This window comes from Mycobacterium persicum (assembly GCF_002086675.1).
Classification (GTDB): domain Bacteria; phylum Actinomycetota; class Actinomycetes; order Mycobacteriales; family Mycobacteriaceae; genus Mycobacterium; species Mycobacterium persicum.
The window spans coordinates 1-15,899 of sequence record NZ_MVIF01000121.1 but is presented as its reverse complement, the minus strand read 5'-3'; the positions used below and the strand labels follow the sequence as shown (position 1 = coordinate 15,899).

14 protein-coding genes and 2 pseudogenes are annotated in these 15,899 nt (G+C 65.4%); 10 read left to right on the top strand and 6 right to left on the bottom strand.

The window, feature by feature from the left end; genetic code table 11:
- The 5 genes and pseudogenes from BST40_RS32645 to BST40_RS24795 all read left to right on the top strand — a co-directional run.
- Positions 1 to 757: pseudogene (locus BST40_RS32645) on the top strand (PE family protein); the annotation flags it as partial.
- A gap of 182 nt (positions 758 to 939) precedes the next feature.
- Positions 940 to 1,431, top strand: a complete 492-nt coding sequence (locus tag BST40_RS24810; protein ID WP_075549440.1) for a beta-class carbonic anhydrase — start codon at positions 940 to 942, stop codon at positions 1,429 to 1,431.
- Between the two features lie 159 nt (positions 1,432 to 1,590).
- Positions 1,591 to 2,594: pseudogene (cysD, locus tag BST40_RS24805) on the top strand (sulfate adenylyltransferase subunit CysD).
- Complete coding sequence (cysC, locus tag BST40_RS24800; protein WP_075549442.1) at positions 2,594 to 4,444, top strand: adenylyl-sulfate kinase; 1,851 nt, start codon at positions 2,594 to 2,596, stop codon at positions 4,442 to 4,444. Before cysD ends, cysC begins: the two are co-directional and overlap by 1 nt.
- A gap of 423 nt (positions 4,445 to 4,867) precedes the next feature.
- Positions 4,868 to 5,353 (top strand): Rrf2 family transcriptional regulator, encoded by a 486-nt coding sequence (locus BST40_RS24795; protein WP_075549443.1) that lies wholly within the window; start codon positions 4,868 to 4,870, stop codon positions 5,351 to 5,353.
- A 3-nt stretch (positions 5,354 to 5,356) separates the two neighbouring features.
- On the opposite strand, the gene BST40_RS24790 is transcribed toward BST40_RS24795, so the two are convergent.
- Both BST40_RS24790 and BST40_RS24785 read right to left on the bottom strand, forming a co-directional pair.
- The gene (locus tag BST40_RS24790) at positions 5,357 to 5,746 is read right to left on the bottom strand and encodes a VOC family protein (protein ID WP_075549444.1); all 390 of its coding nucleotides are present in this window, start codon (positions 5,744 to 5,746) and stop codon (positions 5,357 to 5,359) included.
- A gap of 38 nt (positions 5,747 to 5,784) precedes the next feature.
- Positions 5,785 to 6,198: a VOC family protein gene (locus BST40_RS24785; RefSeq protein WP_075549445.1), complete on the bottom strand. Its 414-nt coding sequence runs from the start codon at positions 6,196 to 6,198 to the stop codon at positions 5,785 to 5,787.
- Positions 6,199 to 6,237: 39 nt separating this feature from the next.
- Between BST40_RS24785 and BST40_RS24780 the strand changes: the two genes are divergently transcribed.
- A complete protein-coding gene (locus BST40_RS24780) occupies positions 6,238 to 7,116 on the top strand; it encodes an LLM class flavin-dependent oxidoreductase (RefSeq protein ID WP_075549446.1) in 879 nt (292 codons plus the stop codon).
- Between the two features lies 1 nt (position 7,117).
- On the opposite strand, the gene BST40_RS24775 is transcribed toward BST40_RS24780, so the two are convergent.
- Positions 7,118 to 8,833 carry an NAD-binding protein gene (locus tag BST40_RS24775; RefSeq protein ID WP_075549447.1) on the bottom strand — a complete coding sequence of 572 codons (1,716 nt, stop codon included), beginning with the start codon at positions 8,831 to 8,833 and terminating at the stop codon, positions 7,118 to 7,120.
- Between the two features lie 145 nt (positions 8,834 to 8,978).
- On the opposite strand from BST40_RS24775, the gene BST40_RS24770 reads away from it, so the two are divergent.
- Positions 8,979 to 9,446: an SRPBCC family protein gene (locus BST40_RS24770; protein WP_075549448.1), complete on the top strand. Its 468-nt coding sequence runs from the start codon at positions 8,979 to 8,981 to the stop codon at positions 9,444 to 9,446.
- 184 nt (positions 9,447 to 9,630) lie between these two features.
- Here the strand turns inward: BST40_RS24770 and BST40_RS24765 are convergent, their stop codons facing one another.
- On the bottom strand, positions 9,631 to 10,398 hold the full coding sequence (locus BST40_RS24765; protein ID WP_075549449.1) for a DUF2971 domain-containing protein: 768 nt from the start codon (positions 10,396 to 10,398) through the stop codon (positions 9,631 to 9,633).
- Entirely contained in the window at positions 10,395 to 11,957 is a 1,563-nt protein-coding gene (locus BST40_RS24760) for a transposase (RefSeq protein ID WP_083156044.1), read from the bottom strand. Before BST40_RS24760 ends, BST40_RS24765 begins: the two co-directional genes overlap by 4 nt.
- A 390-nt stretch (positions 11,958 to 12,347) precedes the next feature.
- Here BST40_RS24760 and BST40_RS24755 point away from each other — a divergent pair, with 390 nt between their 5' ends.
- The 3 genes from BST40_RS24755 to BST40_RS24745 all read left to right on the top strand — a co-directional run bounded on the left by BST40_RS24755 (position 12,348) and on the right by BST40_RS24745 (position 14,145).
- On the top strand, positions 12,348 to 12,833 hold the full coding sequence (locus BST40_RS24755; protein ID WP_176358352.1) for an NUDIX domain-containing protein: 486 nt from the start codon (positions 12,348 to 12,350) through the stop codon (positions 12,831 to 12,833).
- Positions 12,834 to 12,976: 143 nt separating this feature from the next.
- Complete coding sequence (locus tag BST40_RS24750; protein WP_075549451.1) at positions 12,977 to 13,459, top strand: Rv2253 family sensor-like surface protein; 483 nt, start codon at positions 12,977 to 12,979, stop codon at positions 13,457 to 13,459.
- Between the two features lie 44 nt (positions 13,460 to 13,503).
- The gene (locus BST40_RS24745) at positions 13,504 to 14,145 is read left to right on the top strand and encodes a hypothetical protein (protein WP_089025304.1); all 642 of its coding nucleotides are present in this window, start codon (positions 13,504 to 13,506) and stop codon (positions 14,143 to 14,145) included.
- A 22-nt stretch (positions 14,146 to 14,167) separates the two neighbouring features.
- Here BST40_RS24745 and BST40_RS24740 read toward each other — a convergent pair whose 3' ends face one another.
- A complete protein-coding gene (locus BST40_RS24740) occupies positions 14,168 to 15,592 on the bottom strand; it encodes a DUF2254 domain-containing protein (protein ID WP_075549453.1) in 1,425 nt (474 codons plus the stop codon).
- Positions 15,593 to 15,899: the final 307 nt, after the last annotated feature.

Here is a 15,899-nt window from a genome sequence, read left to right as displayed (position 1 = left end):
CGCCGATGGCGGTCGCGGTGGTAACGCCGGGTTCGTTATGGGCAACGGTGGCGACGGAGGGTCGGGAGGAATCACCGCGTTCGGAGCCGCCCACAACGATCCGGGGCTCAGCGGCGGGCGCGGCGGTGACGGTGGCCATGCCTTCCTCTTCGGCAACGGCGGCGACGGTGGAGGAGGCGGCGACGGAGCCCCCGGAGGCCGCGTCGCTCTTTTTCAGCCTGCAGTGTACCCCGGCGGCGGGGGCGGTGCTGGCGGCCTCGGCGTCTGCGTCGTGCTGGTCGGTGGCGGTGGGGCCGGTGGCAACGGTGGCGCCGGCGGTCGGGGTAGCGAAGACCTTATCTTTGGCGCTATCGACGGCGGTAATGGCGGTGCGGGTGGAAACGGCGGTGCCGGCGGTAGCACCCGGCTTATCGGCCCCGGTGGTTTCGGCGGCGACGGTGGTCCCGGCGGTCGCGGCGGAAGTGGCCGCGTTGGGGTCGATTTCTTTGGCCAACCCTTCATCGGGCGCAATGGTGACGGTGGCGCCGGCGGCAGCGGCGGCAACGCAGGATCCGGCGGGATTCCCTACGGCTTCGGCGGAAACCCCACCTTCCTTCAGTACGGCGGCGGTGACGGCGGTGACGGCGGTGACGGCGGCGACGCCGGCAGTACGCCCGGAGCGAAGCCCGGCGTCGGCGGTGTCGCCGGTAGCGCGGGTGTCGGCGGCTCACTCTTCGGCCGCGACGGTACGGACGGCTCGCCCGGCGCATCAAGCTAACGCGCTGGGTCCTGCCCGGGGTCGCACGTGGCGATCAGGACGCCGACCCGATTCGGTTCATCCGGAAGCATTCCGCTACGACTGATTTTCACTGGTGAAACTCCAGCCGCCCATTGTTAAACTCCTCCGCGGCATCGAGTCTGTCCAGCAACTCCGTGTGTTTCGATTCTTAAGGAGACGGCGTGACCGTTACCGACGAATATTTGGCGCACAACGCCCAGTACGCGAGCACTTTCAAGGGTCCGCTACCGCTGCCACCCAGCAAACACATTGCGATCGTTGCCTGCATGGATGCCCGGCTCGACGTCTACCGGGTGCTCGGCATCAACGAGGGGGACGCCCACGTCATCCGCAACGCCGGCGGCGTCGTCACCGACGACGTCATCCGCTCGCTGGCCATCAGCCAGCGGCTGCTCGGGACCCAGGAGATCCTCCTGATTCACCACACCGATTGCGGGATGCTCACTTTCGCTGATGACGATTTCAAGCGCGCCATTCAGGATGAGATCGGCGTCAAACCGCCGTGGGCGCCCGAGGCCTTCCCGGATGTGGCAGAAGACGTCCGGCAGTCGCTGCGCCGTATCGAAAACAGCCCGTTCGTCACCAAGCATGTCTCGCTGCGCGGCTTCGTCTTCGACGTCGCCACCGGCAAGCTCGCCGAGGTCATGCTGTAACACCCCGGTTCACCGGCCTCGGCGGCTGCCGTGGGATGGTCGCCGTCTGGGGGCGTTTCCTCGACACTCGGCGAGGCCCCGATACCTCGCTGATTGCCCAGGTGGCAGCCCGCGCACCAAGAGTTCCGTTGACAGCGCCAGGGAAGACTGGTTCCATAGGTGGCAATGACCGTAAACCTGGTCAATCCAACCAACTTTATCAGGTATGAGGCGCGACTAATGACAGGCAAGCCATGACCAGCGGCGTGAAGGCCGGCCCCGCGGCGGGGCAGTACGAGTTGAGCCATCTGCGCTTACTCGAAGCCGAGGCGATCCACATCATTCGCGAAGTGGCCGCTGAGTTCGAACGGCCGGTGCTGCTGTTCTCGGGCGGTAAGGACTCCATCGTCATGCTGCACCTGGCGCTCAAGGCGTTTCGGCCGGGACGGCCGCCGTTCCCGGTGATGCACGTCGACACCGGCCACAACTTCGACGAGGTGATCGCAACCCGCGACGAGCTGGTCGGCGAGTCCGGCGTGCGATTGGTGGTGGCGTCGGTGCAGGACGACATCGACGCCGGGCGGGTGGTCGAAACCCCGCCTTCGCGTAATCCGCTACAGACCGTGACGCTGCTGCGTGCCATCCGGGAGAACAAGTTCGACGCCGCGTTCGGGGGAGCCCGGCGCGACGAGGAGAAGGCGCGTGCCAAGGAGCGGGTGTTCAGTTTCCGCGACGAATTCGGCCAGTGGGACCCCAAAGCCCAGCGCCCCGAGTTGTGGAACCTCTACAACGGACGGCATCACAAGGGTGAGCACATCCGGGTCTTCCCGTTGTCGAACTGGACCGAATTCGACATCTGGTCCTACATCGGCGAGGAGAACATCACCTTGCCGTCGATCTACTTTGCCCACCGGCGCAAGGTATTTGAGCGCGACGGAATGCTGCTGGCAGCGCATCGCTACTTGCAGCCGCGTGCGGACGAGCCGGTATTCGAGGCCACGGTGCGGTTCCGCACCGTCGGTGACGTCACTTGCACCGGGTGTGTGGAGTCAGATGCCGCAACGGTTGCCGAAGTCATCGCCGAGACTGCGGTGTCCCGGCTGACCGAACGCGGGGCGACCAGGGCTGACGACCGGATCTCGGAGGCTGGGATGGAAGACCGCAAACGGCAGGGGTACTTCTGATGACTACATCCACCACGCTGTTGCGCATCGCGACCGCCGGATCCGTCGACGACGGCAAGTCGACGTTGATCGGGCGGCTGCTCTACGACTCCAAGGCGGTCATGGAAGACCAGTGGGCGTCAGTGGAACAGACGTCGCGGGAACGCGGCCACGACTACACCGACCTGGCTCTGGTCACCGACGGTCTGAGGGCAGAGCGTGAGCAGGGCATCACCATCGATGTCGCCTACCGCTACTTCGCCACGCCGAAGCGAAAATTCATCATTGCCGACACTCCCGGCCACATCCAGTACACGCGCAACATGGTGACCGGCGCGTCGACCGCCCAACTGGTGATCGTGCTGGTCGATGCGCGTCACGGCCTGCTGGAGCAGTCCCGCCGGCACGCCTTCCTAGCCTCGCTGCTGGGCATTCAGCACATTGTGCTCGCGGTCAACAAGATGGACCTGATCGGTTGGGACAAAGACAAATTCGAGGCGATTCGGGACGAGTTCCACGCCTTCGCCGCCCGCCTGGATGTGCAAGACGTGGCCACGATCCCCATCTCCGCGCTGAACGGCGACAATGTGGTGACCAAGTCCGACCAGACACCGTGGTACGAGGGACCGGCGCTGCTGACCCATCTCGAAGAGGTCTACATCGCCGGTGACCGAAATCTAGTCGACGTGCGATTCCCGGTTCAGTACGTCATCCGGCCGCATACGCTTCGGCATCAAGACCACCGCAGCTATGCCGGCACCGTGGCCAGTGGGGTAATGCGTCCCGGTGACGAGGTGGTCGTGTTGCCGATCGGTAAGACAACCCGGATCACCGCCATCGAAGGCCCCAACGGTCCAGTGCCGGAAGCGTTTCCGCCGATGGCGGTTTCGGTGAGCATTGCCGACGACATCGACATCTCCCGCGGCGACATGATCGCTCGCACCCATAACCAGCCCAGGATCGCCCAGAGTTTCGATGCGACGGTGTGCTGGATGGCGGATGCGGCGGTGCTGGAGCCGGGCCGGGAGTACATCATCAAGCACACCACCCGAACCACTCGTGCCCGCGTAACCGGGCTCGACTACCGGCTCGACGTCAACACCCTGCACCGCGACAAGACGGCAACCGCCTTGAAGCTCAACGAGCTTGGCCGGATCTCGCTGCGCACCCAGATGCCGCTACTGCTCGACGAATACACCCGCAACGCCGCCACCGGATCGTTCATCCTCATCGATGCAGACACCAACGGAACCGTCGCGGCGGGCATGGTACTGCGCGAGGTCGCGGCCCACACGCCCAGCCCCAACACCGTGCGGCACAAGTCGCTGGTGACAGTCGACGACCGGCCGCGGGGACGCACCGTCTGGTTCACCGGGTTGTCCGGCGCGGGCAAGTCGTCGGTGGCCACCAGGGCGGAGCAGAAGCTGCTCGAAAACGGTGTTCCCACTTACGTTCTCGACGGCGACAACCTGCGGCACGGGTTGAACTCGGACCTGGGATTCAGTATGGCCGATCGCGCCGAAAACCTGCGGCGGCTGGCGCATGTGGCCCTATTGCTCGCCGACTGCGGCCACGTCGTACTGGTTCCGGCGATCAGCCCATTGGCTGAGCACCGCGCGTTGGCCCGGAAAGTGCACGACGACGCCGGGTTTGACTTTGTCGAGGTGTTCTGCGACACGCCGCTCGAAGACTGTGAGCGGCGCGATCCCAAGGGCCTCTACGCCAAAGCGCGCGCGGGGGAGATCACGCACTTCACCGGGATCGACAGTCCGTATCAGCGGCCGAAGAACCCCGACCTGCGGCTCACCCCGGACGTCAGCGTTGACGAGCAGGCGCAGATGCTTATCGACCTGCTGGAGTCCCGCGGCTGAGCGCTGCTCCCACACCGCAACGCATCGCGTTGCGCATCGTCGCTTAGGCGGTGCTGGATTGCCACGCTCCTCCTCGCAACGCTTCGCGTTGCGCATCGTCGCTTAGGCGGTGCTGGATTGCCACGCTCCTCCTCGCAACGCTTCGCGTTGCTCATCGTCGCTTAGGCGGTGCTGGATTGCCACGCTCCTCCTCGCAACGCTTCGCGTTGCGCATCGTCGCTTAGGCGGTGCTGGATTGCCACGCTCCTCCTCGCAACGCTTCGCGTTGCGCATCGTCGCTTAGGCGGTGCTGGATTGCCACGCTCCTCCTCGCAACGCTTCGCGTTGCGCATCGTCGCTTAGGCGGTGCTGGATTGCCACGCTCCTCCTCGCAACGCTTCGCGTTGCGCATCGTCGCTTAGGCGGGTGGCACAATCCTGAAGCATGCGGATGTCGGCCAAGGCTGAGTACGCGGTGCGGGCGATGGTCCAACTCGCCACGGCTCCCACCGGCATCCTGGTCAAGACCGACGACTTGGCCCAGGCTCAGGGCATACCCCCGCAATTTCTCGTCGACATCCTGACCAACCTGCGAACCGACCGACTGGTGCGCAGCCACCGTGGTCGCGAGGGCGGTTATGAGTTGGCGCGTCCGGGCACCGAGATCAGCATTGCCGACGTGCTGCGGTGCATCGACGGACCGCTGGCGAGCGTGCGTGACATCGGGCTCGGCGACCTGCCCTACTCGGGACCGACCGCGGCGCTGACCGATGTGTGGCGGGCGCTGCGGGCCAGTATGCGGTCGGTGCTGGAAGAAACCACCCTGGCCGACGTCGCCGCCGGCACGCTACCCAAGCATGTCGCACAACTTGCCGACGACTACCGCGAGCAGGAGAGCAAACGGCACGGGTCTATCCACAGCGGCGACTAGCGGCTAGCCGCCCGAACCGTACGGCCGGGTGAGGATCTCCAGAAAGTGTCCGGCAGGGTCGCGGAAATACACCCCACGCCCACCGTCGCGGTGATTGACCTCGCCGGGCCTGGTGGCCCCGGGGTCGGCCCAGTGCGCCAATCCGCGGGATCGGATCCTGCCGTAGATGGCGTCGAATTCCTGCTCGGAGACCAGGAAGGCGTAGTGCTGACGACGGATTTCCTCGTCTGCCGGGACGTCGGCGTAATCGAGGGAGGCGCCGTGTTCGAGTGCGACAACCATGAAGTGACCGAACGCAACCGGCTTGGGCAATCCGAACAGGTCGGTGAGGAACTCCGCGGACTCGCGCTTGTCGTGCGACGCGACAATCGTGTGGTTGAAGCTGATGCCCATGTGCCGGCCTCCCTACTTTGCGGCGCCGCGTCGCGCCGCTACTTGGGCGCGGTGAGTTCCAATGCAATGTTGTCGGGGTCGCGGAACTCGAGAATGTATAGCGGCCCGATGTCTTTGATCGGCTCGTGCCGGATACCGAGATCGTCGAGATGTGTAGCAGCAACGTCTAATTCGGCTCTGCTGGCGACTCGGAACGCGATGTGGTCCAGGCCGGTGCGATCCTCGTCGAAGCGGTCGTCGGCTACCGGTCGCAGTCCTAACAGCGCGCCGCCGAGGTCGTAGATGACCCCGCCGAACAGAAAGCCCAACTGCCGGCGCGTTGCATCGTCGGCATTGTCGGGAACTTCGATCAGCACCGGCCAGCCGAACACGCTCTCGTAGAACCGTCGCGATCGCTCGATATCGGTGACCGTGAGCCTGACATGCGCAATCGACGTGCTGGCGAATCCCATCTAGCTCATGGTGCCAGAATCGCGTTCGTGCAGATAGCCATGACAATGCCCGTGATGGAGCCCGACCTCGACGCAGCAGTGCTCAAGAAGTGGGCGCGCGCAATAGACGACGGACCGTTCTCGTCGCTGTGCTGGGGCGAGCGGATCGCGTTCGACAACCCCGACAGCCTGACGCTGCTGGGTGCGCTGGCCGCCTGGACCGAGCGGGTCCGGTTGGTGACGACAGTGATCGTGCCCCAATTGCACCACCCGGTGATGCTGGCGAAAGGCCTGGCTACCGGCGACGTGCTGAGCGGTGGGCGGTTGACGGTGGGAATCGGGATAGGCGGCCGGGAGGAGGACTACCACGCCGTCGGCGCCGACTCCTCGACGCAGACGATGCGCGGTATGGCCGAACGCGTGGCCGTCATGCAGCGGGTCTGGGCCGGGGAGAAGATCACCGAGTCGCAGCGGCCGATCGGCCCTACGCCGGTGCAGGCCGGCGGTCCGCCGCTGCTTGTGGGGACGATTGGGCCAAAGACCCTCCGCAGCGCCGCCGCGTGGGCCAACGGGCTCGCGGGAACAACCCTCGACCTCGATATCGGCAGGCAGAACCAGCTCTACGACGTTGCTCGCACCGCCTGGGCCGAACTAGGCAAGCCCACACCACACCTGGGGACGTCATTCTGGTTCGCCTTCGGATCGCCGGATCAAGCACGCGCGCAGGTGCATCGTCACCTGCGGCGCTACATGAACTGGATCCCGGCCGAATACGTCGATGCCATGGCGCCGATGACCGGCTGGGCCGGTAGCGAAGAACAACTGCTGGCGGTGCTGCGAAAGTTCGGCGAGATCGGCACCGACGAAGTTCAGCTGATCCCGACCAGTGCCGACCTGGAACAGCTTCGTCGCGCGGCCGACGTGGTCGCCGCGCTGTAGATCAGCCGGTCGCCGCTTCGGGCAGGCCGCCGACCGCCCGTTGCTGGACCGGTTGGCCTTTACGCAGCGTCGCCAGCAGCTCGCGGTAGGGGCCGACGAGGTAGACGGTGTCGCCGGCCCGCAGCCGCGCTTCGCGGCGGGGATGCAGCGTGACCGGCTCGTCGGCCCGGGTAATCGCGATGACCCGGGTATCGGTCGACAACTCGTACATCGGCAGCCCGTCGAGTTCGCTGCCGGCGCCCACCTGCATTCCGCCCACCATGAAGGAGCTTTGGCCCACCGAAAAGGTGCCCAGCACCTGCAGGCCCATCGCGGCGCCGATGAACCACGGCGCCGCCAATTCCACGGTCGAGCGCACACTTTCGAAGCCGAACCGCTGGGCCACCGCGCTGCCCAGCGTGCGGTCGTATACCCGCAGCACCAGCGGAACGTCGCGTCCCTTGGCCTTGAGGCCGCCCAGCATTTCCCGCAGCACGATCCCGGCTTCGACGTTGACCATGTCGTCCTGGGTGAGCACCGCAACCGCGCGGGCGTGGGCGACACAGGCCGATTCCAGTGTCTGCGGCAACGTCGCGTCACCGAAGATGACCGGCACGTCCAGCTCGGCCGCTGATGGCAAATATCGGCTGTTCTCGTCGAGCTCGATGACCGCGACGTCGTAGCCGGCGGCGGTCAAGTCCCTGACCACCCGGATGCCGAACGAGCCGAGCCCGACGACGATCACGTGGTTACGCAGGTGGCGTACCCGCATCCGCCCGGCCGAACGTGTGAAGCGGCGCGACAACAGCAGGTCGGCAAGGAAAGCGACCAGAATCGCGGTAAGGGTCACGCCGGCGAACATCAGCGAGATGCTGAACACCCGCAGCCAGGTCGGCTGGTGGGCGAAGCTGAAGTCGCCGTAGCCCACGGTCGCGATCGTCTCGGTGCTGAAGTACAGCGCATCCAGCCACGTCATCCCCGGTGGGCGCAGGTAGGCAAAGCGCAACAAAATCGTCGATCCGACGAGCAGGACCGCCATCGCGGCTAAAGCCCGATAGAACATCGGGTTCACGTCGTTTCGAAACGCGCGCACCGCGTCAGACAGCTGGCGCAGCCACAGCAGGCGGAAACCCGTCGCTGTGGGGCGGGGGACCTTGATGCCGCGGACGGCCAACTCGTCCGCGGTGCCGATCATCGCGGTCTGGTCGCCGGCTTGGACGCGCAGATCGCGGCCCGGACAGGCCACCAGCTCGCCGGGGCTGGATGAGTTCTTGCCGCGCACCACGGCCACCGGCGCAAGGTCGCCGTAGATTTCCCGTAGCGTCGCCTCCCGCGGTGCCTCGGCGCGCCAGACGACGAACTTCATGCCGGCCACCTCGAACGGGTGAGCGGTGCGCGCCAGACAGGCCTCGACGACCGAAGGCGCCGCCAGGTCAGCGACGTCGAGGATCGCGCCGGGCTCGTTGGCGGCAGTCATCGCTTCGCGCAGGACGTCGTTGGCCAGCCTCGCGACCACCCGCACGTGCGGGTCGGCTTTCCTTGCCAGCAGCGCGATTTCGAGATTTCGCGCGTCGTCGTCGCCGGCGCAGATGACGGCGATCGCCTGCGAAAGCTCGGCATCTTTGAGCTCGTCGGCGGCAAGCTTGACAATGTGGACGCCGGCGCTGTTCAGCTCCTCGACAATCGTGTTCGCCAGCGCGTCGTCACCGCTGACGATGATGTGCCGGCGCGTTCTCACCGATACCGCCGTGGCGCCGGGTCGTCTGCCATTTCAACCCCTCCGCTGGCTGCTGTCGCTGTCTACGGCTATCTGGCACCGTAACGGTTTGCCGGCCGAACATGTGTCGTAACTCGGCGCGCAGTCGGGTGGGATACTCGGGGCCATGCCCACAGCCCGGCGCGGTCAGCAAAGTATCGACATTTCCGCACCTCCCGATCTGGTGTACGACCTCATTGCCGACGTCACCCGGATGGGGGACTGGAGCCCGGAGTGCTATCGGTGCGAGTGGCTCGACGGGGTTTCCACCGCGGCCCCGGGTGCGCGGTTCCGCGGGTACAACCGAATGGGTCTGATGCGCTGGGAACGGACCGCGGTGGTGGGCACGGCCGAGCGGGGCCGCGAATTCAGCTTCACCACCGTCAACGATGCTGCCGGCCGTGAAGAAACCCGCTGGCGCTACATCATCGAGCCGACACCGTCGGGAACACTGCTCACCGAATCTTTCGAGTTTCTCTGGTGTTCGGTCGTCAACAGGTTGGCCGAAGCCGCTATTCCGCGGGGTCGGCAAATGGACCGCGGCATTCAGGAAACACTGCGGCGCATCAAGAAAGCCGCCGAAACCGCAGCCTGACGGCGGCTTTTCAGATGTCGCGATACCGCACGCTGGACCGGACGACGTCGGCGTTGGGGTACCTACGCCGCAGGTAACGATACAGCGACAGCGTTTTGGCGTCGCAGTGTTCGCTGGGGCCCACCAGCACTCCGGTGACTGCGCTTCGGTCGAATTCGAACCTGACCCGCGGTATCAGCCCGATTCAGGACGTGGAATAGAACGTTTCGGACGTGTGGGATATCAGCCGTTGTTCTGCTTCGCCGAGGAACTTCTTGTGTTTCATCGACGCTGCCAACGGAATTATCCGCCGGACCAGGCGCTGCTGCGCCGGATGAATGCCGGACACCGTATCGTCGCCCACGGCGTGGACCAGCTCGTCGATATGGTCGTCGATCAGCCGGGCCACTCGCGCGGACTGTCGCTCGGGCAGATATTCCACCGGGTGCAACTCGGGAACCGGTGCGGATTCTGCGATCGGTAATTGGGTGGGAAGCGTCGTTTGCTTGACGCTTTCCTTCAGTATCTGACTGTCGAATTGAATCGCGAAGCCGCCGTTAGCGTAACCGCGCCACTGGGACAGGTCGTCTCCGGACATGGAAAAGCAGGCGACAAACGGCCCGAAATCGTCTTCGATGAGCTCTTGGGCGCGCAGCACATTGTTGCAGACGCTCAGAATCGCGGACGATCGCAATTCCGCTTGTCCGGAGGCTTTAACGTGCTCCCCGTACCGCGCAATCATCGCGCAGATGGCTTCCACGCCGTAGGAGAACTCCTGGGAGTCGTTCAGGTACGCGACATGAGTGCCCCAGATGTGTCCCGAGTCGAGAATTCCCTTGAGGTCCTTGATGTCTGTGTAGTGGTAGACGCTGCCGTCGCTCTCATGCACGGGCCAGTCGGCTGCGTGTTCTGCTGAGTGGCCCGCAGCGGCGTCATCGGACACGTCGCCTAAGAGTTGACCGTAATGGGTCATGCAGCGCCAATCAGCTTGGGTGCTGGTTGTTTTCGGCTGTTCCCGCGACGTCCAGGCGTGCCTGGTCTGTTCGGGGGTGTGCCGGGTGCTGCTTGTTCAGCAGAGACCACCGGGTGGTGGCTGCCGGTTCTGGCCAGTCCTTCATCGGGTGATGGTGGTGGCTGGTGCCGGTTGACTGAACCCTCCCACTCTGGCTGGGAGGCCAGCCCATCGCGCAGGGCGTGGGCAAGTCGGTAATCGACGCGCGCGGTGCGTGGATCGTCGGGATTGGTCAATTCGACGCAGGCGGCCAAGGCGGCCGAGACGATGTCGCGGTCACCACGCAGTCCGCACTGCCCGCAATGGTGGGTGCGTTGGTCGAGGGTCTTGGGGACCCGCGTTCCGCATAGGCAATGCTGGCTCATCGCGGTGGGCCGCGTGCCGGCCCGGTACAACCGGCCGCCGCTGGCTGCGCATTCAGCGGACAGGGCGGTGACAAGCATGCCGGGGCTGAACAAGCCGATCCGCTTGCCCCACAACCGCGCCCAGGTGCATATGCGGCAGTCTTCAACGGTGATGGTGTTGCCGTGGGCGGCGACGATTCTGGCGGCGATCTGGGCGGCGCGACCCTGCTTGGCTTGACTGGCCGAGCGCGTGTCGGCGGCGTGATCACACCGGGTGCGGTGATAGCGCTGTGAGAGTTTGTCGTGGCGGTAGGCGCGTAGCGGCACCCCGTCGGCGCGAGCGTGGCGCGGACCGCCCGGATTGCTGACCTGCCGGGTGGGCAGCCCAGCCTCGGCGCGGCGATCCGCCCGCTTCTGCTGCCGCGCTGAGGGACTGTACTGGTCGGCATTGGTGTTGCGCCGCGACCGGTCCAGGGCTCGCTGACGTGCCCGCGCCCGTTTGGCCGCGCGGGCGGCGGTTTCCTGTTGTTGTGCGGTGCAGCCGATCTGGTCGGTAGCCAGCCGCTCGGGATGCCCGTCGGGGAACGAGGCCAGCGCCAGGTTCGACACGTTCGCATCCACCCCGGCGCGACGATTCATCGGGATCTCGGCACGTCGCACCCGAGTCGCATCGGATTCGTATCCGCCCTGGTGAACCAGTAGGTGCGCGTAGTAGCGCCACCCGCCGGGGGCTTTACGGTCACCCACCCGCACCAGGTCGATCTTGTGCCACATTGGCGGGTCAGCCAGGAAATGGGTCAGGTGCGCCCACTGGCCCGCGCCTTGGGGTAGCCGCACCGGCAGCACCATGTCTTCGCCGGGCAGGCCGGTGAACACCACCGCCAGCGCCCCGTTGTGATCGGCCCACGAGCGGCTGGCAGGCCGCACCGGAGCCGGCATCCGGGCCGGCTGGGTCAGTATGGAGGTACCGGCCGGTTGGCCGGCCGCCTCCAGCACGTGGATCGACTCCGGCAGCTGCGGGTGCCGATAGGCCCTCAGGTGCCCGTCCAGCGTGCCGGCCAGCCGGTAGGTTTCCCATGTGGGTGTGGCCTTGGTATGTGAGCGCACCGGCGCCGCGTGCTCGGCGCCGGCCGATGCTGGCCCGATAACCGCAACGACGTCATCGTGGCTCGCCACACCGTGCCGGACTGCTCGACGGCCGGGTCGTCCTCGGTGACGGCGGATACCGTGGCATCACCACCATCACCGGTCCGCGCCGCGGACCCCACGGCCGTATCGTCCACGACGACCACTACCGAGCCCACCGGCGAATCCCCGCCCGCGTCGAGCACGTCATCGCCAGAATCAAAGATTGGCAAATCCTTCGGCAATGCCGCCGCCGCGACGCCATCAACACAGCCTCCAAATCATCACCGGACTCCGGAACCTCAAAACCCACAGACAATTACGGGTCACCTCTTAGGGAAGCATGTCGGCCCGAGGAGCGCTCACCGCGGCTGCGGCAATACTGGCCGGGTGCCCTACATCGAACCCGTAGCGTCCCGCGAGATCTATCGCAATCGCTGGATGGTGCTCCGCGAAGACGACATCCGTCGGCCCGATGGCAGCCCCGGGATATACGGCGTGGTCGACAAGCCGACCTACGCGCTCGTGATGCCGTATGACGGGCGACGATTCCGGTTGGTCGAGCAATTCCGGTATCCCGTCGGCGCCCGACGCTGGGAGTTCCCGCAGGGCACCGCGCCCGATTTGGCCGATCTGGAGCCCGCCGAGCTGGCCGCGCGTGAGCTGCGCGAGGAGACCGGATTGTGCGCGGCGTCGCTCGAGTTGCTCGGCCGGCTCGACACCGCTCCGGGAATGACGAGCCAACGTGGGTGGGTGTATCTGGCCACCGACATCACCGAGGGCGAATCCGATCCTGAGCACGAGGAGCAGGACATGTGCAGCGCCTGGTTTCCGCGTGGCGATGTCGAGGAGATGATCCGCTCGGGAGTGATCGTCGACTCGCAGTCGATCGCCGCCTACGGGCTGTTCCTCGTGCTCGGCCGATGACACGGATTGTCCTGTATTGCTCACAGTTTCGTTGCTTCTGCCGCCGAGCCCGATCGTGTCCGCGCTGAGATCTGATTGCGTCGTCGAACCCGCACGATCTACCAATGCTTCCGATTTCCAGGCGGGAAGCCCGTGTCGCTGGGATGCTCGCTGCCGCCGTGATCGCGGTGGTCGGCAACCCCGCGGTTGTGGTGCACGCGGCGACGCCATCGTGGAACGGGAAATACTCGCTGGTGCGTTACGCCGCCGACAAGTCCGGCACCAGCATGGCTGCCGGCCAGGCCGAACCCACCTTCAGCGCGGACTACGTCATCACGACGACGTGTTCGGCTGCCCAATGCGTTGCCACTGCCAGCAACGGACCCACGCCGAAGAACCCGACGTTGCCCCAGCCTTCTCATTACGCCTGGGATGGAACCAGGTGGGTGGAGCACTTCGACTTTCAATGGGACTGCTACCTGGGAGAGGGGGTCGCCAAAGTGTGGGCACCCGCGCGATCGTGGGCTTTCTACGCACCTCAGGAAGACGGGTCGCTGCGCGGTAGCTGGCATACCGACATTGCCAGCGGCCCGTGCCGTGGCAGTGTCGAAATGCCGGTGGCGGCGTTTCCTGCTCGGCCTCAGTAGAACGGGGCGGTTGCGCCACGACAGGGGTACTGGCCGATAGCCTGATCGACATGACCGTGGGCGAGTCCGTTGCGCAGTCGCTGCAACAGTGGGACCGAAAACTGTGGGATGTGGCCATGCTGCATGCATGCAACGCCGTCGACGGCACCGCCCGAAAACGCTATCCGGGGTTGGGAGTCGGCACGCGTTTCCGCAGAGTCATCCGGGATTCGGTGGATATCTTCGGTGTGATGGCGACCCCGGGTGTCAACCTGGAGGAAACACGCTTTCCGGTGGCGGTGCGATCCGATCTGCCCGACAAGCGCCCCGACATTGCCGACGTTCTGTTCGGGATTCACCGGTGGTTGCACGGTCACATCGACGAAGGCCCGGTTGGCTTCGAAGTAACCCCGTACGTCAACGCCGGTGCGGTACTGCGTACTGCCAATGACGGCAAAATCCAGCTGACCAAGTTCGCGATCCTGGGAATGCTGGCCGTGGCGGTGTTTTCGCCGGAGAACAAGGGCGAGTCCATCCCATCCGATTACCAGCTGAGCTGGTTTGACCATGTCTTCTACATCAGTGTCTGGTGGGGTTGGCAAGACCACTTCCGCGAAATCGTCAACGTCAATCCGGCGTCACTGGTCACCCTCAACTTCGGCGATTCATGGGATCGGTGGACACCGGTATCGGCCAGCCCGGCGTAATCGAGGGTCTGTTAAACCACTGTTAAACCGACCCACCTTTGTCGGCGGCCCTGATTGTCGATGCCGCCGCCTGTGCCGCAGCTACCTGGCCGAACACCGATGACGGCGGCGCCAAGGTCCCGGGTTTCTCGGCAACCTCGCTCGCCCGTGCGGCGGCACTGACAACCATGGCCTGGTCCGATTCCTCCGCGAGGTCGCGACGGGCGGCACGGACCACCAGGGCGATCTGGGTCTGCACCGCCGCGCGCCGCGACGGGTCGACACAGTTTTGGGCGACGGCACTCAGCAACTGCAGCAGCGCAGCCAACACCAGCGGTTCCCGTGAACCGTAGCGGCGTATTTGTGCACATCCGACGTGCAGGTAGGCGGCAAAGCCGGGGTACGGCAGCCAGACAAGGAGCTCCCCGCTGCCGTCGCGGCGTACGTCATGGGGAAGCGCGCGTGATGCCAGTACCGATTCGACGGCCGAAAGATGGTGCACGACTTGTATTGCCGTATAGGGGTCGTTGACCGCGGGCGATAGCGCCCGCAGCGCGATATCGACCAGCTGCCGCAGCCCGAACCGGACGTCCTGCTGCAGCGTGCGCTCGAACCCGATGTGCACAAAACGCAAACAGTGTTGCGTGAAGTCCGATGCCGGTGGACCCGGCTTGGCGCTCCGGCGCCAGCACCAGCCGAGCAAGCCCCCGGCGGTGACGTAATCGCCCACAAAGGCAACCAGTTCCACGGTGTGCCCGCTGGCTGCCGCTGATTCGGCGATCTCGTCGATGTCGACGGTTTGTAGGTAGCCCGACTGCGGGGCTAACAGCGGCACCGCCCCGGCCGGCGGCTTGGGTGGCGTTTCCGGTTGCCGATCCGGCGTATCCGGATCCGGATACATCTCGTCGATCAGCCCGAGGGTGCGCAGCCGCACCTTCTCCATGATCGTGTCGATCTGGATCGAGTGCATGAGGTGGTGCAGGAAATAGATCAGTGCGGCGAAGCTGACGAATGCCAGCGCGAGGGAACCGGTGACCGCAACCTTTGGGACAAACGCGCCCCCGCTGGCATGCTCTCCGACGGTGTGCAGCCCGCCGGTGCTGTAGGCGAAGGTGCACGCGAAGATCGCCAGCACCACCTGGTTGGACACATCGCGCAGGAAGGTCCGCAGTAACCGGACCGAGAATTGGCTGGAGGCGATCTGCAGGGACAGGACCGTCAGCGAGAAGACGATGCCGATGGTGGTGATCATCGTGGCCGACACCACGATCAGCACCCCGCGAGCGTCGCCGGCGGTGCCCTGAAACATCAGCTTGTCGATCAGCGAGCCGGATTTCACCGGTATCAGCGACAAAGTAGCTCCAGCCGCGAGGCCGAACACAATGCCGAGGGTCGGGAGCACCCAGACCGCGCCCTGCAGGTAATCCCGGATGACGCTGCGTCGGCTGAGCAGGCTCGTTGCGGTCACCGATTAAGCATGCACCGCCTACCGGCGGTGGAACGAGAGTTTGTCTACCGCTGTGCCGGATCCGGGTCGGCAGTTGCCGCCGCAATCGCTCGGTGTGTCGGTGATTCGATTCCAGACGACCATAGGGTGTTTGGGATCGCCCGTTTTCGGCGCGCACGCTGCGGTCGGCGAGTGCGGACCTGACTCGAATATGTTGGCCCGCAACATTGTCGGGTGCCATGACCGCGGGCGAGCAATGATCAGAACCTGTGGATGAGCCTCGGCGAGGCGGCGAGATTGGGCGCACCTTCCCGAGGATGATCTGAAG

Bases quoted from the DNA above. Each gene is read 5' to 3' on its own strand.
- cysC (WP_075549442.1), top strand. From the start codon at position 2,594: ATGACTACATCCACCACGCTGTTGCGCATCGCGACCGCCGGATCCGTC.
- BST40_RS24795 (WP_075549443.1), top strand. From the start codon at position 4,868: ATGCGGATGTCGGCCAAGGCTGAGTACGCGGTGCGGGCGATGGTCCAA.
- BST40_RS24790 (WP_075549444.1), bottom strand. From the start codon at position 5,746: ATGGGCATCAGCTTCAACCACACGATTGTCGCGTCGCACGACAAGCGC.
- BST40_RS24785 (WP_075549445.1), bottom strand. From the start codon at position 6,198: ATGGGATTCGCCAGCACGTCGATTGCGCATGTCAGGCTCACGGTCACC.
- BST40_RS24780 (WP_075549446.1), top strand. From the start codon at position 6,238: ATGACAATGCCCGTGATGGAGCCCGACCTCGACGCAGCAGTGCTCAAG.
- BST40_RS24770 (WP_075549448.1), top strand. From the start codon at position 8,979: ATGCCCACAGCCCGGCGCGGTCAGCAAAGTATCGACATTTCCGCACCT.
- BST40_RS24765 (WP_075549449.1), bottom strand. From the start codon at position 10,398: ATGACCCATTACGGTCAACTCTTAGGCGACGTGTCCGATGACGCCGCT.
- BST40_RS24755 (WP_176358352.1), top strand. From the start codon at position 12,348: ATGGTGCTCCGCGAAGACGACATCCGTCGGCCCGATGGCAGCCCCGGG.
- BST40_RS24750 (WP_075549451.1), top strand. From the start codon at position 12,977: ATGCTCGCTGCCGCCGTGATCGCGGTGGTCGGCAACCCCGCGGTTGTG.